The following is a 22,080-nucleotide window of genomic DNA, read 5'->3' as shown; positions in this document are numbered from 1 at the left end:
ACGACACACATCAACCAACGATCAGATGATCGGTATGAGAGGCCGGCGGGCGGCGTATCCCGTCGGTGGCGCGCGAGTTGGGCCTCAACCCGGAGTCGCTGCGGCAGTGGGTCGCTCGGTCGCGGGCGGAAGCGGCCGCTTCGTGCGTGCGCAGCGGCGCGTGCCCGCGCTGCGCTCCGCGGTCCGTTGCCGGGGCAGGTACGACATCCGCCGGTCAGCTGTCGAGTTCACGCCGCCACAGTTCCTCCGTAAGCCGGTCCACCCCCGCCGCGAGGTGGCGGCGGTACGTGGACATCGGCAGGCCGAGCAGGTCCGCCGCACGCTGCTGGGTGCCCGCCGGCTGGAGATAGGTGTGGTGGAGCGCCCGGTGGGAACGCCGGTCGTGTGGGGCCGCCTGGAGCTCGGCGGCCGTCTCCCTGAGTAGGGCGGACAAGGCGCTGGCCAGCTCGTCCGGCTCCGCGCCCTGCCCCGCCCTGGACGCGACCGCGCGTGAGCGCAGCAAGACCGATCCGCGCAGTCCGCCGACCCGCCCCATCCCGCGCAGGGCCTCGCGCACTCCGGCGGCGAACGTCTCGGCGTCGAGTACACGCAGCGTCCCGCCGGGTTCGTCGGGCGCCGCCACCGCCAGCGGATCGGCCGCCGACTCCCGTTCGCAGAGCAGGCTCAGCCAGGCCAGAGGGGGTGTACGGCGCCAGTCGTGGACGTACGTACCGTACGAGCGGCCGCCGACGGTGAAGTCGGATTGCGGCAGACGGTCGAAGTTCGTGTACGCGCAGCCGTCGGCCCAGAACTCCGGCTCGGCAAAGGGGAGGAGGGTGAGCGCGGGCGGCTGTTCCGCGGTGAGGTAGTGGTGGGTCAGCCGCAGGGTGATGAGGGTCTGGACGGCGGAGACGTCCTGGTACGTGTCCCGGGCCAGCCAGGCGCGTACCAGCAGGGCATGTTCGCCCGCGCGCAATCCGCCGTGGCTGGCGAGCCAGCCGACGGCGGCCGCGGCGGCCGGGTCCGCGGTGACGGCCGGGTCGTCAAGGTCCTCGGCGCCGAGGGCGAGCAGGATGTAGAAGCCCGCGGGGGAGGGCGGCGGCCCCTCCGCCTGTACGGTGGCCCAAGTGGCGGCCGGATGGGCCCACCAGCCACGCAGCAGCCGGGCGGACTCCGGCCCCTCGTGGCGTCCGGCCATGGCGAGGAGCGCCGGGAGTTCACTCTCCTCGGTCGCCGTGATCGACAGGGCGTCGAGGTGCGTGGACCCGGCACCCGCGGCAGCGGTGACCGGCGCCAAGAGGGGCCCGACCAGCGGGCTGTCGCGGTGCAGATAGGCGAAATCGGCCAGGACGGCGCGCTGGCGCGCCCGGTCGCCGTCGGCGAAGAGCTGCTGGTAGTACGTACTCGCGCGGCGGCGCAGCTCGGTCCTGCGGGCCGGATGGCGCCAGCCGAGTTCGGTGTCGAGAACGGATCGGGCGAGGTCGTGGGGGTGGATCCCGCGGCTGCCGTACTCGGTGATCGACAGTGTGCACAGCCACTCGAACAGGTCACTCGCGTCGGGCACGTCCACGAGCGCTGCGAGCAGTGGCTCAGTGGTGACAAGGGCTTGGGCATAGGCCTCCAGCGCCGCACGGTGCCGCGGCGTGGGCACCACGTCGAGCAGCGCTGCGAGCAGCGTGTTCACCACGCGGGGCGGTGAGGCCGGGCTGGTGTTCCCGCGGGAGCCGTGGACCCGCACGTCGGCCATGAGGGCGAGCGCCAGCGGATGGCCGTGGGTGAACGCCAGGACGCTCGGATGCTCTGCCTCCGGTACGCCGCGCCGGGTCAGGAGTTCTGCGGCGTCCACGGGATCCAGAGGAGCGAGCGGCATGGAATGGAGGAGGCCGAGCCAGGCGGGGTCGGTCCGCCAGGCGAGCGGCGGCGGCTCGCGGTCGGCGAGGGCCAGCACGCTGTCGTCGGGCAGGTGGGCAAGAAGCCCTTCGGCGGCCGGCACTGCGCCGGGAACATCGACCACGACGAGGCTGCCGGGGGCCACGTGGGCAGGCGCCGACACGTCACCGGTTGCCTTGTCGTAGGCCGGTTCGGCCGGTTCGTGTGCGATGACGGTCACCGGCCGGCCTACGCGGGTGGCCAGCCACGCGAAGTGGTGCAGCAGCGTGGACTTCCCGATCCCGGCCGAGCCGTGCACGTGGACCACCGCGCCGTGCCCGTCCGCCAGGATGCGACGGAAGGCCTCGACCTCTGCCTGACGTCCTACGAAGCCCTTGGCCCGGGCCGCGGCAAAGCGGTCGGCCATCCTCAGCGGTGCCTGCTGTCCCCCCACGGGAACGGTGATACCACCGGCCGGACCGACGGCGGGCGCAACGAGCGGAATTCGAGCGGAAGTCGGTCATCTTCCGGCGTGTCGGACGGACAGCGGTCGCTCCTACCGTGGGCAGTGCCCGGGAGGGCGCGGAGCCACGGTCCGGCACCGGGGCACCCGATGGCACGCGACTCGGCAACGGCCGCGCCCGCCAGCCCCGACCGGCCGTACGGCACCGCATTTCCGGCCGGTCAGCACGTACGTGCAGCCGAACAGTCACCCAGGAGGGGATTCCATGTCCAGCAACATGCCCGCAGCAGCAACATCCGCGACGTCCGCCGCTTCCGCCTCGACGGCACCGTCCCGTACCGCCCGGCGCCGTACCAGCCTGCGGCTCACTGCTGCCGCATCGGTCGCTGCGGTCTGCGCCGCTGCGCTGCTCGCGAGCGCCGGCCCGGCCTCGGCCAGTCAGTTCTTCGGCGGCACCCTGCACCCGGGCGAGCAGCGCTGCATCCAGCAGTACGCCTCCTACCAGGTCCGTGCCGACGGCAAGGCAACCGGCCAGGGCGCGAAGTTCAAGCTCCAGTACAACGGCGCGACGGTCCCCGGCACCGGCTCGCCCGGCCTGGTGACCAACTGGGCCGCCGATCTGCGCACGGTATGGGGCACCTTTCCCGGCGCCGGCTACTACACCGCCTGTGCGACCAACAACGGCACCGCGGACACCAACGTCCGGCTGGAACTGAAGACCGACGGCGAGGTCTTCTGACCGGGCTCCGTCCCGCACCCACCGGTCCCCGCGCCACCTCGGCGCGGGGACCTCCGCACACCGTCCGCCGCCGGTGTCACGGCACCCTGAGCTGCAAGCGCGCTCGGGCCCTGGAACCGTTCCGGCCGGTCCCGCCGTGCGTCTGACGACCTATGGGTGATCCGCCTTCCGTCGTCCGCTCTGGGTGAGGACGGCGGTCTCCCAGGCGGCGGCGACGGCGGCCCGGATACGGAGCGTCGCTTCCGGAACCGGGCCGGACAGGTGCACCGGTGCGCCGATGTGCACGTGCAGGCCCGGCCGCCTCAGCGGCGCGGTCACGGCGCCGGCGAGCTGCTTGACCGGGCCGCCGGAGCACAGTCTGCGCGCGCCCGCCTGGCCCACCGGCACGAGCGGCGCCCCGGTCGCGGCAGCGAGTCGGGCCGGTCCGCTGCGGAAGGGTCCGGGCGCGGCCTCGCCCGAGTCGGCGTGTCCCGGCAGCCGACCCTCGCCGTAGAGCAGGACGCAGCGCCCGGTCGCGAGTACGGCGGCGGCGGCGTCCAGGCATTCGCCGGCGCGGGCGCTGCCGCGATGGACGGCGATGTGCCCCTCGCGGCGCAGCGCCGCCCCCAGCAGCGGTATCCGCCACAGGCCTGCGGCGGCCATCACGACGGGCTCGACCCCGTAGCGCCGCAGCGCCGCGATCACGACGGCCGGATCGGCGAGCGAAGAGTGGTTGGCCACGAGGATGCTGCCGGCGCCGGGACCGGTCTCGCCCTCGGAGGTGACGGTCAGTCTTCCGAACGCGGGTACGGTGGCGGCGGCGATTCGGCTGAGCATGGGCGGCCTCGTTCGGATGGCGCTGAGCTGACACCGCTCATCCTCGGCCACTGCCGAGCGTCCGTCATGAGTAGCTGTACTCACTCCCCTTGGCGCCACACCGGTTGCCTCCGGCGCATGCCGGCCGTCGCGTGGCGGCTGTTCGGCGGCACTACCACCCCTGTGCGCAGGTCAGGGCCCGGCGCTGGCGCTGTCGCGCTGCGGCGGCGGTCCGGCCTCCCAGCAGGTGGGGGAGGCCGGACCGCTCAGGGCGTGTGCCCTGCGGCTGGGTCAGCAGAGGATGGCGTGATCCACTGCTTTCGGCACTGGGGTGGCCGCTCGCAGGTCAGTCCGTCGGTGCTCAGGACTCGCCGTGGTGGTCGGCCTTGTGGTGGTCGGACTTGTCACCGCTGCTGTTGATGCAGGTGTTGCCGAAGGCGGGGTTGAGGATGCCGATGATGTTGACGGTGTTGCCGCAGACGTTGATCGGGACGTGGACGGGTACCTGGAGTACGTTGCCGGACAGGACACCGGGGGAGCCGATGGCAGCGCCCTCGGCAGTGGCATCCGCGGCGGCCATGGCGGCGCTGCCGGCCAGGACAGCGGCGGCTGCGGCGGTGACGACTGCGGCCTTTGCGATACGGGACATGCATATCTCCTGGAGGAAGGGTGCCTGCCGCAGGGATTGCGGCATGGGACCCGTCCAACAGCGTGAACAAGTGGCCGGTTACGAGGATTGGGCCGAAGCAGTGACCTCCGGTCGGTTTGCCGAGTGCTGACCGGGGCGTAGGGGCCGGCGAGGATGTCTTCGTCTGCGTCCTCGGCCGATGAGAGGCGGACAGCGTTCGGTGGTGGCCGCTCCGGCGCCCAGGGGGATCCGGCCGGGGGTGGGGCGGCGTCGTGGGTGTCGCCGACCTCACTTGTGGGGGCGGCCTACGGGGTGGGCGCGTGTCAGGCTGCCTCGACCGCCGACGGGGCCGTCAGTCTTTGTCTGGTTGCGGGACGTGGCCTGTTGCCTTTTGCACCATGGCCTCCAGCTCCGCGCGGTCCAGACCGATCGTCTCCGCGTAGTGGTCCAAGGCCGTGTCCAGCAGCCACCAGGGCTCCCGCGCGTCTTCCCAGGCGCCCCGCCAGATCACGTGCTGCTCGTCGGTCCATTGAGCTGCGTCGCCGAGTTCCTCCTGAAGGCGCGTCAACTCGGCGTGCGCTTCGTCGGTCGCCTCTTGCAGCGGGCCGACCGTGATCCAGCGGGACGAGGACCGGAAGCTTCTTCCCGCCTCCCTCAGGGACGAGTGGCCCGTCGTCGTGGCCCGTACCGGCGCGGAGATCGACCGGGCGATCCGGGCTTCCTGAACCAACGGCGTGGGGCCGGTCCCCGGTGCATGTCACCGGGAACGGCCCCGTCGTGTTCGCACGGGCGCGGCCGCCGGCCGGTACGTCTCCGCTACAGCAGCCACGCCAAGATCCGATGCAGCGGCGAGCAGGCCGCGGCCGCCTTCAAAAGCTGACGTCTCCTGCGAAAGCTCCGCTGCAGCACCAAACGGATCACCGACATGGTGATGAAGGCCGTCGCCGAGGGCGGGCGGCCGAGCTGACCTGTGGCGACTTGAGATCCCCCAGTCCCTCTTGTGCTGCTCGGTTCCGCCGACCCGCCGACCTCCCGACCCGCATGCGCGGGTCGCACCGGTGCTCCTGGCCCTGGTAGCGGCAGCACGGTGATCGAGAACGAGTTCTACGCACATCGAGCGGGCAGCGGCTTGCAAGCCCTGACGTTTTGCGTCTTCGGAATGATTTCTTCCGCAAGGGTTGACGTGGGCGGCACCCAGGCGGATCGTGATCGCCTCGGCCGCACGATTGCTGGAGGTCTCGTGAGCGAGTTCCATACGAGAGTGATGACGCTGCCCAGCGGCTCAGCCGCGGGTGCGGTGCTGACAGGAGCCGGCGCGGATCTGAGCGACGCGGAGTTCCTCGAGCGATACCCGCGCGTGGCTGAGATCCTGGCGCGCTGGGAGCGTGAGGACCTGGACCAGGAGTGAGGTTCGATGCCTCGCCGGGAGCAGCGCCCCTGCCCCCCTCCGCCCGGTGGGGAGACGGCGGCCCCGCCATCCGCCACCACAAGGACTGCGAACGCATCGGACGCATTTGAGTACGTGGGCGCTGGTTGGCGGGCCGGTACCTCTCTCGTGGGGGTACTTCGGCTCTCCTCCTTCGCGGCATGAGGCTGCTCAGGCGGCAGTCGTCGCCGCTTGCGAGGGCCGCCCCCATACCCGGAGAGGGATGCGGAGGGGCGCGAGCGGTACGAGTACGAGGAGCGATCCGTTCGACGGCAGGCCGGCGCACTCGCGCGGGCGATCCGGGTTCCGACCGGGGGGCCGGCGAGGATGGAAGGTCGACGCCAAGCAGTGACCCGGATGATCATTCCATGCCGTCGGCGCCGCCCTGCCAGGCTGCTGCCGGGAGCGGATCCGGGGGTGCGCGGAGCACGTGCGGCCCCGCCGGCCTTGCGGAGCCCCACGGGGTGTCGACGACGTAGCTGCGGACGACGTTCTGCTGCTCGGGTGACATTTCATTCCAATAGGAGCCGATCACCGCATAACCGGCGTGCCGGATCTCGTGCCGATCTCATCGGCGTTCACAGCCCGGCCTCCGGTGATGGGGCCGAAAATCGAGGCGAAAGCATCGAGTGTCAACTGACGGCTGGGTCCATCGACGTATCGCCGTTGGACCAGTACCTCCACGCCGTCGGCTTCTGCTGGGCTGCCGGACGGAAAGGACCGGGCGCCTGTGCACGAGGTCCGTGAGAGGCAGTCGTCACAGGACCGACCCGGCGGCCAGCTCCAGCTCCAGCTGCGGGATGGCCTGGTGACCGGGTGAACGGGTGAACGGGACCGCCGGTCCGTCGGCGCGCACCTGCTACGACCGGCGTATGCCTTGGCCGGGCGCCGCCCACGAGCCGTCGACCGCGCCGACCGCGCTCCGCCGTTTCCCGGTGACTGCAGGTGCAGGTGCCACTGCGGCACACGGTGGAGCGGACGAAGAACATCGTGCGCTGGACAAAGTTGGAGCGGGGCGGGCACGTCGCGGCCATGGAGGAGCCTGACCTGCTGGTGGAGGACGTGCGGGCGTTCTTCTGGCAGCTGCGCGAGAAGGGCCGAGCCGGCATGTCTGCCCATGGCGAATCTGCGGCGGGCAGAGAAACCACATCCGGGGATCTCCCGAGGTCAAGAGTGGAGTGGACGGCACTCCGCATCGACAAGGAGATCAGATGACGCCACTCACCATGCTTCCGCCCCGCGCGGGGGAGGGCGACACACCGCCCAGCCGCTTCGACGACCATCTCGCGGCGCAGCTGCTCGCCCAGCGGATCGTCCTCCTCGGCACCCAGGTCGACGACGTGTCGGCCAACCGGGTCTGCGCGCAGCTGTTGCTGCTGTCGGCGGATGACCCGCGCACCGACATCAGCCTGTACATCAACAGCCCCGGCGGGTCGATCACCGCGGGTCTTGCCATCTACGACACCATGCAGCTCATCCCGAACGACGTCTCGACGCTGGCGATGGGGTTCGCCGCGAGCATGGGCCAGTTCCTGCTGACCGTGGGGGAGCCCGGGAAGCGGTTCGCGCTGCCGAACGCAAGGATCATGATGCACCAGCCCTCAGCGGGCATCGGTGGAACCGCCGCGGACATCGAGATCCAGGCGGAGAACCTCCAGTTCACCAAGCAGGCCATCGAGCGGATCACCGCCGAGCACACAGGGCAGAGCGAGCAGATGATCGCGCGGGACGGGGACCGGGACCGCTGGTTCACGGCTGAGCAGGCCAGGGAGTACGGGATCGTGGACCGGGTGGTGGAGTCGCTCGCCGACATCCGCCCGGCCGCGTCGCGCCGACGGATGGGGTGGTGAAAATGGCGTCGTACACGGTTCCCTACGTCATCGAGCGGACCCCGCAGGGTGAGCGGTCCTACGACGTCTTCAGCCGGCTGCTGAACGAGCGGATCATCTTCCTTGGCACCGAGATCGACGACGGGGTCGCCAATGCGGTCATCGCGCAACTCCTGCATCTGGAGTCGGCGAACCCGGAGCACGAGATCTCGATCTATCTCAACTCGCCCGGTGGATCGATCACTTCGCTGATGGCGATCTACGACACGATGACGTTCGTGCAGGCGCCGATCTCCACGTTCTGCGTCGGTCAGGCGGCGTCGACTGCGGCGGTGCTGCTGGCCGGCGGGGATCCCGGGCGACGGTTCGTGCTCCAGCACGCGCGGGTACTGCTCGGCCAGCCGGCCAGCGGCGGTCGGCAGGGGACGGTCTCCGACCTCAGCCTCGCGGCCAAGGAGATGGTCCGCATCCGCTCACAGGTGGAGGAGGTGCTGTCCCGGCACACGCATCACGACATGGCAACGCTGCGCGCGGACATGGACCGGGACAAGGTGCTCACCGCCGAGGAGGCCGTGGCCTACGGGCTCGCGGACGAGGTGCTGAGCCGACGGCTCGCGTTCGTCTGACCCCGCGTGGCCGTGGCCGAAAGCCGGCGAGCCGGCCGGTACGGCGGTGGATCGCTCCGTCGTACCGGCCGTCGGTTGGGTCAGGCGGCGAGGCAGAGGCCGTCGTACCGCGCCGTGGGCGACGTACGGCCCCGGCCCACCCGGCTTCGGGCGTACCGGGCCAGCTCGTCATCGGCGAGCGAGAGCAGGTCGCCGAGGCCGAGCCCGAGGGCCCGGGCGGCGGCCGCGAGCACCTCGGAGGAGGCCTCCTTGCGTCCGCGCTCCAGCTCCGACAGGTACGGCATCGAGATCCGGGCCGCCTCCGCGACGTCCTTCAGCGTGCGCTCCTGGGCGAGCCGCTCACGCCGCAGCACATCGCCCACGAGGTCGCGCCACAGGGGTTCCTTCGGCGCGGGTGTCCGTGGAGCTCCTTCCGGTCGCTGCGGGGCGCGTGCCGTCCCACCGGAACCGGTCGGCGAGGTCTGCGGGCGCAGGGGGGTGGCGCGGGCTTGGTTCGGCACATGAGTGGTCACCCCTTCAGCCTAGGGATCCTGGGCGCCGGGGGAAGGGAGCGGCGTTCTGCCCTGGGTGAAGTGAAGCCGTGCGGGCTGACTGGAGGTGTCGCGAGCCAGTGAACCTTGCCGGTCACGGCACAAGTAGGGCTTGGATGACGGTCCAGCAGGAGGAGTACTGGGCGCAGCTGCGCCGAGCAGCCGAGCAGAAGAGGGCCGAGCGCGAGGCCGGCCGTCCCGTCTGCGCGGGTGCGGGACGCAGTTCGACAACGGCGGCTGGGAAGCGCCTGCGGCAGGAGCGGTAGCTCTGCGAGGCCGGCCTCACCGCCGGCTGTTGTGGCGGCCCTGGAAGGGGGGCAGCCGGACAGCGAGGGAGACCTCCGTGACGTTGCGACCGCTGGTTGAGCCGGGCGCAACCAGCGGAAGCCGTGTCCGGCCCGGCCGCGCTGCGCGCCGGACCGGCCTGCGAGAGCTACAGGCGCAGTCCGTGCAGATGATGCCCGCACTGCTTTCGCGTGCGATCTGGCTGCGGTGACGGAGTGCGGAGCATTCCGCTCAGGTGAACTCGTCGGCCTTGGGGCCGACGGCAACGTGCAGTTCGTCCTCGTGAAGGCCGTGGGGAATCTCGATCTCGGACTCGGTTGCTTCGTCGGCGTCGATGGAGGCGGAGTTGCCGTCCGTGTGTCGGGCCTTCAGCTCTCTTGAAACAGTGCCTGGGCGGTGCTGTGACTGCCAGTTCCGTCGTGGGAAAGCGCCGCCGGGTTCCGTCACGGGGCAAGGGCGTGACCGGCCTGCCCGGACGCTCAGCCCACCGTCACGGTCGGCTCGTGCCGGACGGGGAAGTTCACCGAATTGGCGATGAAGCAGGCCCGGTGGGCTTCCTCGTGCAGTGCGAGCGCCGCGGCCACCATCGACTCCTCGCTGACGGTGACCCGAGGGTGCACCACGGCCTCCGTGAACTGCCCGCTGTCCCCGGCGGTGGCCATCGTCCCGGTCGCCTCGTCGACGTACGAGGTGACCACCACGCCGTTGACCGTGCAGAAGTGCAGGTAGGAGAGCATGTGGCACTGGGACAGCGCGGCGAGCAGCAGTTGCTCGGGGTTCCAGCGCGAGGCATCGCCGTGGAAGGTCGGGTCGGAGCTGGCGAGGATCGCCGGCAGCTCTCCGGCGGTCACCTCGTGCGCCCGCGAGAAGGCGCGGTAGTGGCTGGTGCCGGTGCCGAGGTTTCCGGTCCAGGTGACGCGGGTGGTGTAGGAGTGCAATCGGGCCATGGCGGCTGCTCCGTCTCTCGATACGGGACTGGGCGGGAGCGCCGCAGGGTGTCCGGGGTGCGGGTGCGGGTGCGGGCGGCGGCTGCGCCGAGCGGCGCGCGGTGCCGGGCGCCGACCTGGATCGTACGGCCGCCCCCGCGGGAGCGGCGACACCCCTCGACGGCCGGCCGCCGGAACGGCCTTACACCCGTGACCTCCGGCCCTTATGGGATGACCGGTCCGCGATGGCCGATCAGTCTCGCGATCATGGTGGACATCCATCAGGCACCCGAGGCCGACATCGACCGCGCTCTGGAACTCGCGTACCTCGTCTTCCATGACCGGCCGAGAAGGAGGCCCGCGCGAGGCAGCACGCGTTGCCGGTCCGGTGCCTGCGGCTTTCACGCCGACCAGTGCGTCGTGGCTGAACCTGGTGGAGCGGTGGTTCGCCGAGCTCACGCAGAAGAAGCTCAAGCGGGGAGTCCACCGCTCGGTCCAGGCCCTCGAACGCGACATCCGGGCATGGCTGACCGACTGGAACGACCAGCCCAAGCCCTTCGTCTGGACGAAGACCGCCGACGAGATCCTCGACAAAGTCGCCGCCTACTGCCACCGAATCTCTCACTCAGGTCACTAGTGCTGCGACCACTTGGGTTCACCAACGACGCGAACGCGCACGCATCAGCAGTGAACGACGTGTCCGCTGGGGCGGCAGACCATTACCAACCGCGGCCTGACATGACCGCCCCGTCCAGTGGAACTGCTCGTCCGGTTCGTCCCGTCGCTCCAGCCGTGACCAGCTGAACAAGCATTTCGTGAAGCGCGTTCCCCAACGGATTGTCCGTCCAGAACGCCCGCTTGACGTGCGTCAACGTCGCAGACTCGTCAAGGATCCCCAGCGAGCGGCCCACCGTGAAGGCCGCACCGTCCTGATCAGTCCAGCCTGGCAGGCCCTCTGAAAGATCAACGAAGCGATCCTGCCGGCAGGCGATCGAACCCGGTCTGGAAGAACCCGGACGGCGCGGAAGAGCCCATGCGTGCCCTCTTGCGCATGCGCTGCGCTTGGCGGATGAGTACTCGAGTTGGCGGGTGTTTCATTCCGCGAGAACGCTGCGACCTCGAGAGGTCGCGGTCACCCGTGCCGACGGGGGCGGTCTTCCTGTCCCGCCAGGGGGGTGGCGGACCAGCCGTGTTCCAGCAGGGTGAACAGGTCGCGCATGGTCCGGGCCGGGTTTTCGCTTGCGCGGGCGATGCTGGGGGCTTCCAGGGCGAAGCGTGCCAGGCCGACGACGGCGGCGTCTTCCGGGTCGAGCCCGGTGACCTCGGCGAGGGCGGCGGCCAGTGTGTTCTCGTGGCGCAGCCACATGCGACGGGCGTAGTCCCGCAGTGCGGGGGTGGATTCGACCAGGACGAAAGTGGGGTCGTTGGTCCGCACGGCGGTTCGGGTGCGCACCATGTGGTCGCGCAGGGCGTGCAGCACGGGCTGACCGGGGGCCCGGTCGTGAACGGCGGCGACCAGGGCGCTCTCGATGTCCGTGTCCAGGTCGAAGACGAGGGCTTCCTTGCTGGGGAAGTGCTTGAAGAGCGTGCTCAGTGAGACGTCGGCCGCCTCCGCCACCTCGCGTACACCGACGTCGTCGAAGCCGCGCTCGGTGAACAGCCGTACTGCGGCATCCGTCAAGGCCTGCCTCGTCTGGGCCTTCTTGCGTTCGCGGCGTCCTGTCGTTGTCTCGGCCATGCCCCCACCTTACCCCCTTGAGGGGATCGGCTCGCAAAGGCGACCCAATGTAAAGTCGGAGCAGTTGTACTTTTGGAGCAGTTGTGTTTCTGTGAGTGGGGACGGCTGACCGGCACTCGGTCGCCGAAACCCGGGACGCGTCCCACACCGCAACAACTGATCCGCCATGCCCTGAACAGGGCGTCGCCACAAGACGCCAGCACCCTCCCCAACCCTTTGAACGGAGCGTGACCCTCATGTCCACCACCGCTCGCATCGCGATCGCCGGTGCCGGCCTCGGCGGCCTCGTCTGCGCACGCGTCCTGCAACAGCACGGCGTGCCGGTCACGGTCTTCGAGCGCGAGACCGCCCCCCACTCCCGCTCGCAAGGCGGCACTCTCGACATCCACGAAGACACCGGCCAGGCAGCCCTGCGCACAGCCGGCCTGTTAGACCAGTTCCTCGCCCTCTCCCGGCCCGAGAGCCAGGAGTGGCGCCTGTACGACCGCCACGCAACCCTGATACGCCACGACCAGGCGGACGAGGACGATCTGAGCAGGCCCGAGATCGACCGTGGCCAGCTGCGCGCGCTCCTGCTGGACTCCCTCGCCCCCGGCACGGTCCGTTGGGGCCACTCCGTAAAGGCCGTCACCCCACTACCCCGTGGCACCGTCCGCCTGCACCACCACGACCGCACAGGCGAAGACTTCGACCTGGTCATCGGCGCCGATGGCGCCTGGTCCCGGGTGCGCCCCGCGCTCTCCGACGCCCAACCCTCCTACGCCGGTGTCACCTTGGTGGAAGCTCACTTCGACGACGTCGACCATCGTCACCCCGGCATCGCCCACCTGGTAGGTCGCGGCACCATGTCGGCCAAGGCAGGCCGCCGCAGCCTGGTGCTCCAGCGGAACAGCAACGGACACGTCCGCGCCTACGTCAACTTCCGCGGCCCCCAGGACTGGCACGCCGGCCTCGACCTCGCAGACACCCAGGCGGTACGGGCGCGCCTCCTCACCCAGTACCAGGACTGGCACGAGAGCCTGCTGCACATCCTGCGCGACAACGAGGGCGGTTTCATCAACCGGCCCATCTTCGTCCTTCCCGTTCACCACTCCTGGCAGCGCGTCCCCGGCATCACCCTGCTCGGCGACGCCGCCCACCTGATGGCACCCGTCGGCGTCGGCGCCAACCTCGCCCTGCTCGACGGCGCAGAACTCGCCCGAGCCGTCATCCACCACCCCACCGTCGACCAGGCCCTCGACGCCTACGAAAGCGTCATGCTGCCCCGCGCCGCCGACAACGCCAGGACCGCCGAGCAGATGCTCACCACCCTCATGCCCGACACCGATTCCGACGACGCCGCCTTCCCCGACAGCCTTTGGCCTGACTCGCGCCCCGCTCACACCAACTGAGCCCGCGGCCGGGCCCCTGCCGAGTTCCTCCGTGAGCACGGCGAACTGGGCGTCGTAAGGAAGTGGGGCGTCCCAAGGAGCGTGACCGGGTCGTCGGCTTGGCTTTCGCGCTCGTGGAGTGTGCGGGCCGTGTCGAGACGTCGAGATCCGGACTTCGTGTCGATGGCCAATCCGGGATCCTCATGCATGGTCACACCAGTGATCAGCTGCCTGCCGAGAGGTCCCCGTCAAGGAGCCGTGCGGTGAGTGCCATGCACCGCGTCCGAGCTGGGGAGAAGCCATAGGGCATCTTGGTCACCGCTGTGAAGGCACTCATCTGGGCGTCCTCCTCGCCGCTGGCTTCGGCGTCGTAGATCTCGAAGAGCTTCTCCTCGGCCACGTCCAGTCCGGCCGCTTCAATGGCCTGGAGCAGGGCCTTGTGGTGGGCGCAGTGCTGCGCGGCGAGTTCCTCGACCTGCGGGTCGTGGGGGTCGACGGTGTCATCGAGGGCGGCGTCGGCCGCGTCGAGGCGGTCTGCCTCGGCCCGTAGGCCGGGATGGGTCGCCAAGGTGATGAACACGCTGGCCTGGATTGCGGCTCCCAGCGGCCCGAAGATCCGTTCTGTGACCAGCAGGGCGTCCAGGTCGGAGGGGCGCAGTGCGCCAGAAGGCAGGTGGCTGAGCCGGTCCGCGACCAACGGGGAGAGCAACCCCAGAGGGCTGCCCACGACCCGCAAGCGCTGGACTAACGCGCGCTGACGCTTGATCTCGGACTCCTGGGCGGCCAGGGTCTCCTCCAGCCGGCCCAGGACGTCCTCAACGTCCCGGGCGTCGTCAAAGGCGGCCCGCATGTCGTCCAGGCTGATGCCGGCCTCGGACATCTTGCGGATCCACAGCAGGCGGATCATGTCGTCGTAGCCGTAGCGGCGGCGTCCGTCTCCGCCTCGCTCGGGCTCCGGCAGCAGACCGATCTGGTGGTAGTGACGAATGGCGCGCGGGGTGGTTCCGGCGAAGGCGGCGGCATCGCCGATCTTGACCTCGCGGGGAGGCGTGGCGGAGGGGTGCATCGCAGACAGGGCCTTTCGTGCTGTGGTGCCCTCGACGACACCACATGCCGCTACGGCATGTGCAACTACACACCACCCGAACCCTGCCGGGCCATCGGGTGGTCCCTCGCCATGGGTGTCCCGTCCCAGGGCAGGCCCGGAGCGGGTCGGCCGCCCCCGGCTCTGCGTCGAACGACCGGCCGGGCGAGCCGGCTCTGGAGAAGTTCCCGGCAGGTCTGCGACAGGGTTTTCCGCCTCCTCAAAAGTTCGGTTCCCGAAGCGGTCGGCCGCTGAAATTCGACAAGCTTGCCGTCCGCTGCCAGGCGAGCGTGCCGGTCGCAGTCCTCAACGAGTGGCTGCGACCAGCACTTCCCCGACAGCCCCTGGGCCGCTCCTCAGGAAGTGTCCGAGTCCGGGCTCGCAGGGGAGGCGGAATCCACGCCGGTTGTCGTCGGCGGCTCGACATGGATCTGACCGTCGGGGCCGGTCGTCTGAGGGAACTCCGGCAGGTGCCGGCTGAGGAAGAGCGCCGGACTTCCCGTGCCTGCCCAGCGGGAGGCGTGAATGATGGGGACCGACCTGTGGATGACGGAGGCGACGTTCGGCACCGGCATACGTCCTCGCTTCGTCAGGGCGCTGTGTACGGCGGCCCGCGCCGCTTCGACCGCGGACGGGGCGACCGATGGGCCGCCGGCCGTGGGCAGTCGGAGAACGGTGACGCCCTTGCGGGCGCTGACCTGAGGAAAGTCGGGCAGGAACCGGGTGAGAAAGTTGCTCAGCTTGCCCGTACCCGCCCACCGGGACGAGGCGACGAGCGGGACGGCACCTCTGATGACGACGCCGACCGCGGGCAGCGGCATCGGTCCTCGTAAGGTCAGCGCACCGTGGACGGCGGCTCGTGCCATCTCGATGTCTGCAGGGCTCGGGCCGCCCCGGCCGTCCGGTGCGGGCGGCGCCGACAGGAAGGGAGCCGGCGAGCAGGGCTCCTCCTGCGCGGTGACCGTCGCCCCCGGGCGGGCAAGGTAGACATCGCCGTCGCCGGAGACGCGGAGGAACTCCTGCAGATGCCGGGTGAGGAAGCGAGCGAGGCTGCCGGTCCTCGCCCACCCGGTGGCGAAGATCTCCGGTGCGGCAGCGAGGATGAGTGAGCCCGCGGCGCCCAGGGACAGCGTGTTCTGCCGTGCCAGTTCTGCCACCACGGCGGTGCGCGCCCGCCGGACCTCCTCGTCCAGGTCCAGCCGACTGGCCGGCGGTGCTTCCACCGACCGCTCAGGGTCCGCCTTCGCCGTCACCCTGCCCACCGGATTGGGCTGCGCCTCCGCGTCGAGCGGAACGCCTGGCGGTGCGGTCGCCGGTGCCTCGGTCTCCGGCTCTCCGGTGGGCGGCGTTCCTGCTGCCCGCCCACTGTTCGCCGGCGCTCTCCTCTCCGGCTCGCGAAATGACTCCGCCCCGGGCGTGACGGCCAGCAGATCGGTCGCACGGGCTCGCAGGAAGGAGTGGTAGATGGGCACGGCGGTGCACAGCTGGTCTCTGCCGTGGACGTAGGAGAGATAGGCGCGGTCGATCAGTTCGTTGACTGCCGCCTCACCCCCGACGCGCAGAGCTTCGGTGGCGGGCAGCGTCTTGCGGGTGGCCGGCATGACGGCGAACAGAGCGAGGATCCGCCGTTCCTCCACGCTGAACAGGTCCCGTCGGCGGCGTTCGTCGGGGTCCAGTTCGACGCCGTCGTCGATGACCATGTTGAGGTGGGGGTCTTCGCTCACGAGCCGGTCGAGATGGTGACGGAGATCGGACCCGGTGATCAGGCGGGAGCCGGTCCGGTCGTCATGGATGTGTCCTTCGAGATCATTGCGGAGACGGGCCCAGAAGTACGGCCGCAGCCCGATACGAGGAACGATCTCCGTCGCGAAATGGCGTGGCGTGACCCCGGCCCGGCGCAGCCACTCCACCCGCGGTCCTGCCGTGCGGTCGGCGAGCGGACCGAGGAAGTACGTGATTCCGTCGGCCCAGGACAGGTCGGCGGGGCATTCGACGGACTGCCAGGTCTTCAACTCGTGCACCGAGCGGTGGAAGCGTTGGACCGTGCCGATGAGTACGAGGTTGCGGCAGACGAGGCTGCCCAGTCGCCCCGCCGTGCGCCGGCCGTCGCTGCCCTGTTCCGGAAGCAGCAGCACGTCCAGTTCGTCGAGGACCACGGCCACCGGTGCACCGCCGTCGCACGCCTGGTCCAGGTCCGTGAGGAGATCGACGAGGTCAGTACCCTCGGTGTCGAGGGTGATACGGAGGTGGCGGCGCGCCTGAACGGCGAGCACACGGCAGATCGCCCGGTTCCACTCGGCGAAGTCATGGACCTTCTTGCGGGTGTTGCTCATGTCGATCCACAGCTGGCCGCGCAGGCGCGGGTCCTGGCCCGCCTGGTAGGCCAGGGAGGACTTGCCGGCCCGGCGGGTACCGAAGACGAGGCTGCCCGCTCGGGGGCCGGAGCCGCCGATGATCCGGCTGAGCCGGGCCAGTTGCTGCTCCCTGCCCCGGAAGAGGTCGGCAGGCAGGGCCGGCAGGGTCACGTTGGTGCCCGTGGCCAGGGGCACGGGCGCCGCGTCCAGTGATACCTGGTGGGAGCCGAGCAGCGCCCGGCTGTCAGGGGAGATCGGCACCGGACTGGTGCAGTAGTTGAACGCTCCTTCCTGCTCGATGGCACAGGTGGCGAGTCGTGTGGGTTCGCCGTCGAGGTGAAGGTAGAGGCCGGTGTGTGGCGAGAGGTTGACCAGAAGTGCCTTGGGCGACTCATGGTCGTCGACGCGTACGGCGAGCAGGTGCTCGGCCGCAGTCTCGTCCTTGATCTCGGCTGCCACTCGTTCTTCCACCGCCGCCCGCACCTTCGGCGGCAGCGTCAGCGCCTGCACCATGCGACCGCTGAGCGCGGGGTCATGGAGCAGCGGGCTGAGCGCTTTGGCCAGGGAATCGAGCAGCGGGGGAGTGAGCGCCGGATCGGCGATCTGGTAGAGCCGCGTGAACCGGCCAGACAGGGACTGGATTCGTACGCCGGTGTCCGGGCTGTGGCGCCGTTGATCCGACACCACGGGGGTCTGCCGGGGCCGGAGCAGAACGAGCAGGTCCACCAGACCGGCCGGTGAGAGGGCGATTCCCCCTTTCGGGTCCAGGGACGGTTCGGCGAGCCATCGGATCCAGGGCATCCGCTGTGCCAGCTCTTCCCACAGTGTCCGCGCCGAGCCGGGAACGGACGTGATCGAGGGTGAGCGCGTTTGCCGCAGCCGGCGCCCCATGAGGTATTCCCGCGTGTACCTGATGATGCGCTGCCAGACCCAGGGTGCCGTCTCGGGAGACGCTTGGTTGAGCGCGAGCAGATAGGTGGTCAACGCGTCCGCGAACACCCCTGCATCAGCGGTACGGGGCCTGGTGAACCGCTTCTCCAACTCCCTTTCCATCACCAGGAGCGCCACCACCTGGTGCCCGTACCGTCGCTCCTCGATGTCTGCGACACCCACGCGGGAGAGGGCCGGTTCGAGGGAGGGCAGCAGTGCCGCGTCCGAACGGACCCGCAGTACGGAGTCCACGACCCGGTCGACGCTGTCGCGATCGACCGGCTTGCGGCCGGGCCCGAGCCAGGCCACGGCCCGCATCCGGGTCACGGCCGCGGCGGCGGCCGAGCCGGGCTTCCGTTGTCGGGTGGCGGCCACGGCGGCCGCCATCCCGGATGCCTGCCCGTCCAGCAGCGTGACGGCCTGACCTTTCAGGCCCGCGGTGACATGGGACATCCGGACAACGGCGTCCAGCACGTCTGCGCGTGGAGCGGCCTCGTACACGAGCATCTGGCCGCGGTCACACAGCGCCAACCGGCGCACCTCGCCCCGGCTCGGCTCGCTCTCACGTACGGCCCTCACGACCACCTTCCAGCCGGAGCCGGTACGGGTGACGGATGCTCCTGGAACGGGTGACCAGCCGTGCTCGTCGTCGGTGACCGCGACCACCGCGCTGTCATCGCCGGCGAGAGCGGACGGTGTCGGCAAGCAGTGTCCTGCTGCCAGCAGTGCGCCGACGGTGAGAACCGGCGTGCCGTCATCGAGCCGTCTGTGAACGCAGCCGAGTACCGGCGCCCCCGCGTCGACGACATGCATGATCCCGCCGACCGGGTGGCCGCCGAGTCGTCGGTGCGCACGAAGGTCGACGCGCTCCTGGGCATCCCTGAACCCAGGTGGCGCACGACGTTCCCGGACTCACCCCGTACGGTGACCACGCCCAGCGGCTGGCCTTCGAGTAGTTGGTCCACGATGGCCGACGGGGCCGGCGAGGTCCTGGCGACGACGGTCAACAGCTGGAGCAGTTCGGCGGCGGCGTCCGCGGGTGTGGACGGCCCCTTTCCCTCTCGTCCCCCAGCCGAGCAGTGATATTCGACGGTCCAGGAGTCACCGCTGTCGTCACCGGCCTGAACCGTCACCGTCAGGGGAACGCCCGGGCTGGACCATTGCGCCGACGCGGGCACCGGCGTCGGCGGGCGACCGGCGCACCGGAGGGGCGCTGTGATCGTCTCCGTCTCCAGCCGGGCGGTCCATCCACTGCCGGCCCCGGCCGTCACGGCAGGGGGCAGGGAGCGCAGCCGGGCCAGGACCTCCTCCCGGGGTACCGGGTCGGAGCCCACGATCACGTCGGTGAGGCATGGATGGTCGGAGTCGACCAGCACGAGCCGCGTCTCCGTCGGGCTCCAGCACGCCACCACCGAGACGTACGCCGGCTGCAGTTCAGCGGGGCTGGGCTGGCACGAGTACCTGCCCTGCCGGATCACCGCCAGCCGGTGGGCATCCTGCCCAGGCCCGCTGCCGCCCGTCACCGCCGTTCACCGCGCGCCCGTGCACGGCGTGCCGCTGCCAGCTCGGCCGACGACACTTCCGGTGGCCGGGGGACGGGGAACGTGTGCTCGAGCAGACGCTCTGCCTCGGGTAGTCGCGGGCGCAGCTTGCCGGAAGCCTGCCACGGGGTACAGACCGTGACCTGATCGAGGGCACCCACCAGTTCGAGGATCAGCGGAGCGTCCGCGTCGCCGGAGGCAAGCACGAATCTGGCCAGCGGGTTGCGCTCGGCGCGCCGCGCGACCTGCGCGGTCATCAGTGCGTCATCGCTGCCGTCCCCGGTGCGCCGTGCCTTCTCCCGGAGTTCCTCGGGCAGATGGAGCCGCTCGCCGCTGGTCTGCGCGCCCACCGTGGCGTCGATACGGTGGTGCGAGCGGCCGACCAGCCACACATCCCCTTCGGACACGTCGTGCTTTTCACGCAGTCCGCGCAGCCAGGCTTGGACGTGGGGCTGGAGAAAGGCCTCCAAGCCGTCCGGGTAGCGGTCGGGATGGACCTCGGCATGGCGTTGGAACGGCATCCGCAGGTTCTCCGTGTCGACGACCAGGAACACACGGTTCAGCAGTCGGTGCACCAGTGGCGCGGGACGCTGCGGATCATCGAACGAGGAGGGCAGGCCGAATGCCTCCGGCGCCCTCCCGCGAGCCAGCTCCTGCCTGAGGTAGTCGATCGGCTGGGTCTGGCGGACCCTGACCTCGGGGCGGGCGGCGAGGCAGGGCAGCAGCCCCGCGTCGAGCAGTCCGGGCAGCTGCCGCTCCTGAACCTCCTCCACCGCCTCCGGCGTCCACCGGCCGTGATCGCGCACCGCCGCGGCGGCCTTCTCCAACAGCCAGGGCCAGCCCCCGCACGCCCGGGCCGCCTCATCCGCCTCGGCTGCGGGAACGCCCAGCTGGATCAGCAGTGCCGTGCTCTCCGCATGGTCCAGCATGGGGAAACGGTCCTGGGTCAAGGACCGGGTCACCAGCTTGGACAACCGCTCGAAGGTGGGGCGTTGCACCGTCCGGGTGAAGTACTCCAGGTCCGCTGCATCGGGCAGCGACGTCAGCAGAACGAGCCCCAAGCACGCCAGCCCGCTGCGTGTCGTCGCCTGGCCCAAACAGAATCTGATGAGCTGGTCGAGGACCTCGTAACAAGCGTCAGGGACCGTCACGCCCCGGCCGTCGACGGCCGCGTCCCAGTCGTCGATCACGATCGCGGGCCCGCGGTCGAGCGTGTCGAGGTGATCCTCCAGGTCCTCCAGGGGATCGCCTTCAGGGCCGGGGATGATGCCCATTTCGTGGAACAGGTCGGACCAGACCTCGTCCACAGACCCGGCCCGGGCGACGCGGCGGACGTTCCAGAGCGTCACTTCCGTGGGCCTTTCCTCGGCCAGCCGGCGAAACCACGTGGTCTTGCCGACTTTGCGGGCCCCGATGACGACGGTATGGATGTACTCACCTCGCCGGTTCGCCGACGCCCACCACTTCGCCCTGCTCCCCGCCCATGCGATCGACACGCAACGCCCCCCAGTGACTGCGTCCGCTGTCCAGAAGGCACATGACGCTACTACTGCGGATGCCGCCATACGGATGAAGCGCTCATTCCCCTCTGCTCCCTCCTCCACTGCTGATAAGGTGCACGCCACCGCTCGGCACGACGCCCTTGACGCCCTGACGAGCGCGGCCCAGCAAACGGCTGATCCGGCGGGGTGTCGACGGCAGCTTGCGCACCCCCTGTGCGTCACCCGCGGACGCTCGACATCCCTGATCAGCAACCCCCGCCCACGTCCGGGCAGCACGCACCCGCTGCTGACCCCGGAGCCGCCGGGGGCCGGCCCGAGACCGGCGCACCCAGGCGGTTGTGCCAGGCCGCACACCGCCGCCGGACGGTGATGGTGCGGCGCTCTGGTTGCGGGATCCGCTGCGACGTGAAAGCAATCCGAAAGTGAGTCCTGTCGGCCCCGTCATGGAGGCCGGTGGCTCGTGCACCGGCGGCCGGGCGCGCCGAGCGTTGCGCCGGTGGCGCATGGGGGCTGGCCCCGGACTGGGGGTGTCCGGGTCCGCAGGGCAGATCCGTTTCAAGAACCCCCATCAGAAGTTGGGCATGCGCGCACTGAATCGTGTGGAAGGTATGTTTTTCGTTGGCGCTGTCAGCCGCTGACGGGCGTGGGGTCAGGCAGCCCCGGGGAGGCGTGGGGACACTGCGTGTCGGCGGGGACGGTGGGAATGCTCATCCGGCGTAGGAGATCCCGTGTGGTGCGCATGCTCAGGGTGCTGCGCCAGGCCAGGCCCGCGTGGCGGGAGCGCAGATGTGAAAGCGCCCGGTTGGCCAATCCGGTCCTGTGAAAACGCTCGTCGAGGACGAGGGCGGTGATGACACCCTGGGCGCAGTCGGAGCAGATCCGGTAGTGGACTTGGCCGACGACCTGGCGCCCATGGACAAGGAGCAGGCATTCCTCGCCCGGCCCGGAGTGGTCTGGGATGTGTGTGGAGAGGAAGTCGATCGCCCGGTAGACGAGGAGCTGGAGTCGCAGGCGGCCGGTGATACTCCCTCGGCGGGAGGGCTTGGCGCCGACGTGCCCGGGCAGCGGCGCCGGGGCTGTGGGGGCTGGGCCGAACACCGTGCTCTTTGGACGCGCGTGTTGTCCGTGCATAGGTCTCGTGTGCCCGGAGCAGCGTGTGATACCCGCCCCGGGTGTCAGCCACATGACCCGTCCGTTGCCGATGAGGAGCTGCGGCCGGTGCGAGCCGATGACGGGCTGCGGGATGACGCCCGGCCTCTACCCGTGACAGCGCTCGCCTTCGCGGTGCGGGTACGGCGAGGTGGTCCTGTCCCAGTACTGCTCGAGGTGGGCGTCGGTTTCTCGCGGGCGCGAGTTCTCGCAGGCTCGAGTCCAGGAATGAGGTGTGCAGCTCAGCCACCCGATCGTGGGCGGTGTCCGCGCTGTCGGGTGGGGGAGCTGTGCGTCGCCAGGGGGCCTTGGCGGCG

The 22,080-nt window shown here is 70.3% G+C and carries 21 protein-coding genes and 2 pseudogenes; 10 read left to right on the top strand and 13 right to left on the bottom strand.

From position 1 onward, the window contains the following. Nucleotides 1-56: 56 nt before the first annotated feature. Nucleotides 57-128, top strand: a pseudogene (locus tag ACZ49B_RS19650) (transposase); the annotation flags it as partial. Nucleotides 129-214: 86 nt separating this feature from the next. On the opposite strand, the gene ACZ49B_RS19645 reads toward ACZ49B_RS19650, so the two are convergent. After that, a complete protein-coding gene (locus ACZ49B_RS19645; RefSeq protein WP_468307387.1) occupies nt 215-2,302 on the bottom strand; it encodes a hypothetical protein in 2,088 nt (695 codons plus the stop codon). Between the two features lie 274 nt (nt 2,303-2,576). Here ACZ49B_RS19645 and ACZ49B_RS19640 point away from each other — a divergent pair, with 274 nt between their 5' ends. Beyond that, complete coding sequence (locus tag ACZ49B_RS19640; RefSeq protein ID WP_468307385.1) at nt 2,577-3,050, top strand: hypothetical protein; 474 nt, start codon at nt 2,577-2,579, stop codon at nt 3,048-3,050. 150 nt (nt 3,051-3,200) lie between these two features. Here ACZ49B_RS19640 and ACZ49B_RS19635 read toward each other — a convergent pair whose 3' ends face one another. The 3 genes from ACZ49B_RS19635 to ACZ49B_RS19625 form a co-directional block, all read right to left on the bottom strand. Beyond that, nucleotides 3,201-3,866: a lysophospholipid acyltransferase family protein gene (locus tag ACZ49B_RS19635; RefSeq protein ID WP_468307383.1), complete on the bottom strand. Its 666-nt coding sequence runs from the start codon at nt 3,864-3,866 to the stop codon at nt 3,201-3,203. Between the two features lie 340 nt (nt 3,867-4,206). Further along, entirely contained in the window at nt 4,207-4,494 is a 288-nt protein-coding gene (locus ACZ49B_RS19630; protein ID WP_468307380.1) for a chaplin, read from the bottom strand. 331 nt (nt 4,495-4,825) lie between these two features. Beyond that, nucleotides 4,826-5,203, bottom strand: coding sequence for a hypothetical protein (locus ACZ49B_RS19625; RefSeq protein ID WP_468307377.1), 378 nt, complete (start codon nt 5,201-5,203; stop codon nt 4,826-4,828). Nucleotides 5,204-5,560: 357 nt separating this feature from the next. Here ACZ49B_RS19625 and ACZ49B_RS19620 point away from each other — a divergent pair, with 357 nt between their 5' ends. Further along, nucleotides 5,561-5,881: a hypothetical protein gene (locus ACZ49B_RS19620; RefSeq protein ID WP_468307375.1), complete on the top strand. Its 321-nt coding sequence runs from the start codon at nt 5,561-5,563 to the stop codon at nt 5,879-5,881. Nucleotides 5,882-6,260: 379 nt separating this feature from the next. Here the strand turns inward: ACZ49B_RS19620 and ACZ49B_RS19615 are convergent, their stop codons facing one another. Then, nucleotides 6,261-6,410, bottom strand: a complete 150-nt coding sequence (locus ACZ49B_RS19615; protein ID WP_468307372.1) for a hypothetical protein — start codon at nt 6,408-6,410, stop codon at nt 6,261-6,263. Between the two features lie 434 nt (nt 6,411-6,844). Between ACZ49B_RS19615 and ACZ49B_RS19610 the strand changes: the two genes are divergently transcribed. The 3 genes from ACZ49B_RS19610 to ACZ49B_RS19600 are packed head-to-tail and all read left to right on the top strand — an operon-like array spanning nt 6,845 to nt 8,354. Continuing rightward, nucleotides 6,845-7,114: a hypothetical protein gene (locus ACZ49B_RS19610; protein WP_468307369.1), complete on the top strand. Its 270-nt coding sequence runs from the start codon at nt 6,845-6,847 to the stop codon at nt 7,112-7,114. After that, nucleotides 7,111-7,749: an ATP-dependent Clp protease proteolytic subunit gene (locus ACZ49B_RS19605; RefSeq protein ID WP_468307366.1), complete on the top strand. Its 639-nt coding sequence runs from the start codon at nt 7,111-7,113 to the stop codon at nt 7,747-7,749. Before ACZ49B_RS19610 ends, ACZ49B_RS19605 begins: the two co-directional genes overlap by 4 nt. 2 nt (nt 7,750-7,751) lie before the next feature. Next, on the top strand, nt 7,752-8,354 hold the full coding sequence (locus tag ACZ49B_RS19600) for a ClpP family protease (RefSeq protein WP_468307363.1): 603 nt from the start codon (nt 7,752-7,754) through the stop codon (nt 8,352-8,354). Nucleotides 8,355-8,434: 80 nt separating this feature from the next. Here ACZ49B_RS19600 and ACZ49B_RS19595 read toward each other — a convergent pair whose 3' ends face one another. Next, complete coding sequence (locus ACZ49B_RS19595; protein WP_468307361.1) at nt 8,435-8,866, bottom strand: helix-turn-helix domain-containing protein; 432 nt, start codon at nt 8,864-8,866, stop codon at nt 8,435-8,437. A gap of 134 nt (nt 8,867-9,000) precedes the next feature. Between ACZ49B_RS19595 and ACZ49B_RS19590 the strand changes: the two genes are divergently transcribed. Beyond that, nucleotides 9,001-9,150 carry a hypothetical protein gene (locus ACZ49B_RS19590; RefSeq protein ID WP_468307358.1) on the top strand — a complete coding sequence of 50 codons (150 nt, stop codon included), beginning with the start codon at nt 9,001-9,003 and terminating at the stop codon, nt 9,148-9,150. Nucleotides 9,151-9,400: 250 nt separating this feature from the next. On the opposite strand, the gene ACZ49B_RS19585 is transcribed toward ACZ49B_RS19590, so the two are convergent. Continuing rightward, a complete protein-coding gene (locus tag ACZ49B_RS19585) occupies nt 9,401-9,616 on the bottom strand; it encodes a hypothetical protein (RefSeq protein WP_468307355.1) in 216 nt (71 codons plus the stop codon). Nucleotides 9,617-9,648: 32 nt separating this feature from the next. Next, complete coding sequence (locus ACZ49B_RS19580) at nt 9,649-10,116, bottom strand: OsmC family protein (protein WP_468307353.1); 468 nt, start codon at nt 10,114-10,116, stop codon at nt 9,649-9,651. A gap of 379 nt (nt 10,117-10,495) precedes the next feature. Here ACZ49B_RS19580 and ACZ49B_RS19575 point away from each other — a divergent pair. Further along, nucleotides 10,496-10,732 (top strand): annotated as a pseudogene (locus tag ACZ49B_RS19575) (IS630 family transposase); the annotation flags it as partial. Between the two features lie 495 nt (nt 10,733-11,227). On the opposite strand, the gene ACZ49B_RS19570 reads toward ACZ49B_RS19575, so the two are convergent. Further along, nucleotides 11,228-11,833, bottom strand: a complete 606-nt coding sequence (locus tag ACZ49B_RS19570; RefSeq protein ID WP_468307351.1) for a TetR/AcrR family transcriptional regulator — start codon at nt 11,831-11,833, stop codon at nt 11,228-11,230. A 236-nt stretch (nt 11,834-12,069) separates the two neighbouring features. Between ACZ49B_RS19570 and ACZ49B_RS19565 the strand changes: the two genes are divergently transcribed. Next, the gene (locus tag ACZ49B_RS19565; RefSeq protein ID WP_468307349.1) at nt 12,070-13,224 is read left to right on the top strand and encodes an FAD-dependent oxidoreductase; all 1,155 of its coding nucleotides are present in this window, start codon (nt 12,070-12,072) and stop codon (nt 13,222-13,224) included. Nucleotides 13,225-13,426: 202 nt separating this feature from the next. Here the strand turns inward: ACZ49B_RS19565 and ACZ49B_RS19560 are convergent, their stop codons facing one another. Beyond that, nucleotides 13,427-14,269 (bottom strand): MerR family transcriptional regulator, encoded by an 843-nt coding sequence (locus tag ACZ49B_RS19560; protein WP_468307346.1) that lies wholly within the window; start codon nt 14,267-14,269, stop codon nt 13,427-13,429. Between the two features lie 374 nt (nt 14,270-14,643). Further along, nucleotides 14,644-18,276: a hypothetical protein gene (locus ACZ49B_RS19555; protein WP_468307343.1), complete on the bottom strand. Its 3,633-nt coding sequence runs from the start codon at nt 18,274-18,276 to the stop codon at nt 14,644-14,646. Nucleotides 18,277-18,339: 63 nt separating this feature from the next. Between ACZ49B_RS19555 and ACZ49B_RS19550 the strand changes: the two genes are divergently transcribed. Continuing rightward, on the top strand, nt 18,340-18,654 hold the full coding sequence (locus tag ACZ49B_RS19550) for a hypothetical protein (RefSeq protein WP_468307341.1): 315 nt from the start codon (nt 18,340-18,342) through the stop codon (nt 18,652-18,654). Between the two features lie 436 nt (nt 18,655-19,090). On the opposite strand, the gene ACZ49B_RS19545 is transcribed toward ACZ49B_RS19550, so the two are convergent. Further along, nucleotides 19,091-20,608 (bottom strand): P-loop NTPase family protein, encoded by a 1,518-nt coding sequence (locus tag ACZ49B_RS19545; RefSeq protein ID WP_468307338.1) that lies wholly within the window; start codon nt 20,606-20,608, stop codon nt 19,091-19,093. Between the two features lie 633 nt (nt 20,609-21,241). Further along, on the bottom strand, nt 21,242-21,712 hold the full coding sequence (locus ACZ49B_RS19540) for a hypothetical protein (protein ID WP_468307335.1): 471 nt from the start codon (nt 21,710-21,712) through the stop codon (nt 21,242-21,244). Between the last annotated feature and the right edge of the window lie 368 nt (nt 21,713-22,080).

Source organism: Streptomyces sp. NPDC031132, assembly GCF_055570595.1.
Note: the sequence above shows the minus strand (reverse complement) of the source record. Positions and strands in the feature narration are given on the sequence as shown.

Excerpts from the sequence above, each read along its gene's own strand:
- ACZ49B_RS19635 (WP_468307383.1), bottom strand. The coding sequence starts at position 3,866 with ATGCTCAGCCGAATCGCCGCCGCCACCGTACCCGCGTTCGGAAGACTG.
- ACZ49B_RS19560 (WP_468307346.1), bottom strand. The coding sequence starts at position 14,269 with ATGCACCCCTCCGCCACGCCTCCCCGCGAGGTCAAGATCGGCGATGCC.
- ACZ49B_RS19565 (WP_468307349.1), top strand. The coding sequence starts at position 12,070 with ATGTCCACCACCGCTCGCATCGCGATCGCCGGTGCCGGCCTCGGCGGC.
- ACZ49B_RS19630 (WP_468307380.1), bottom strand. The coding sequence starts at position 4,494 with ATGTCCCGTATCGCAAAGGCCGCAGTCGTCACCGCCGCAGCCGCCGCT.
- ACZ49B_RS19615 (WP_468307372.1), bottom strand. The coding sequence starts at position 6,410 with ATGTCACCCGAGCAGCAGAACGTCGTCCGCAGCTACGTCGTCGACACC.
- ACZ49B_RS19640 (WP_468307385.1), top strand. The coding sequence starts at position 2,577 with ATGTCCAGCAACATGCCCGCAGCAGCAACATCCGCGACGTCCGCCGCT.
- ACZ49B_RS19600 (WP_468307363.1), top strand. The coding sequence starts at position 7,752 with ATGGCGTCGTACACGGTTCCCTACGTCATCGAGCGGACCCCGCAGGGT.
- ACZ49B_RS19590 (WP_468307358.1), top strand. The coding sequence starts at position 9,001 with ATGACGGTCCAGCAGGAGGAGTACTGGGCGCAGCTGCGCCGAGCAGCC.
- ACZ49B_RS19580 (WP_468307353.1), bottom strand. The coding sequence starts at position 10,116 with ATGGCCCGATTGCACTCCTACACCACCCGCGTCACCTGGACCGGAAAC.
- ACZ49B_RS19570 (WP_468307351.1), bottom strand. The coding sequence starts at position 11,833 with ATGGCCGAGACAACGACAGGACGCCGCGAACGCAAGAAGGCCCAGACG.
- ACZ49B_RS19605 (WP_468307366.1), top strand. The coding sequence starts at position 7,111 with ATGACGCCACTCACCATGCTTCCGCCCCGCGCGGGGGAGGGCGACACA.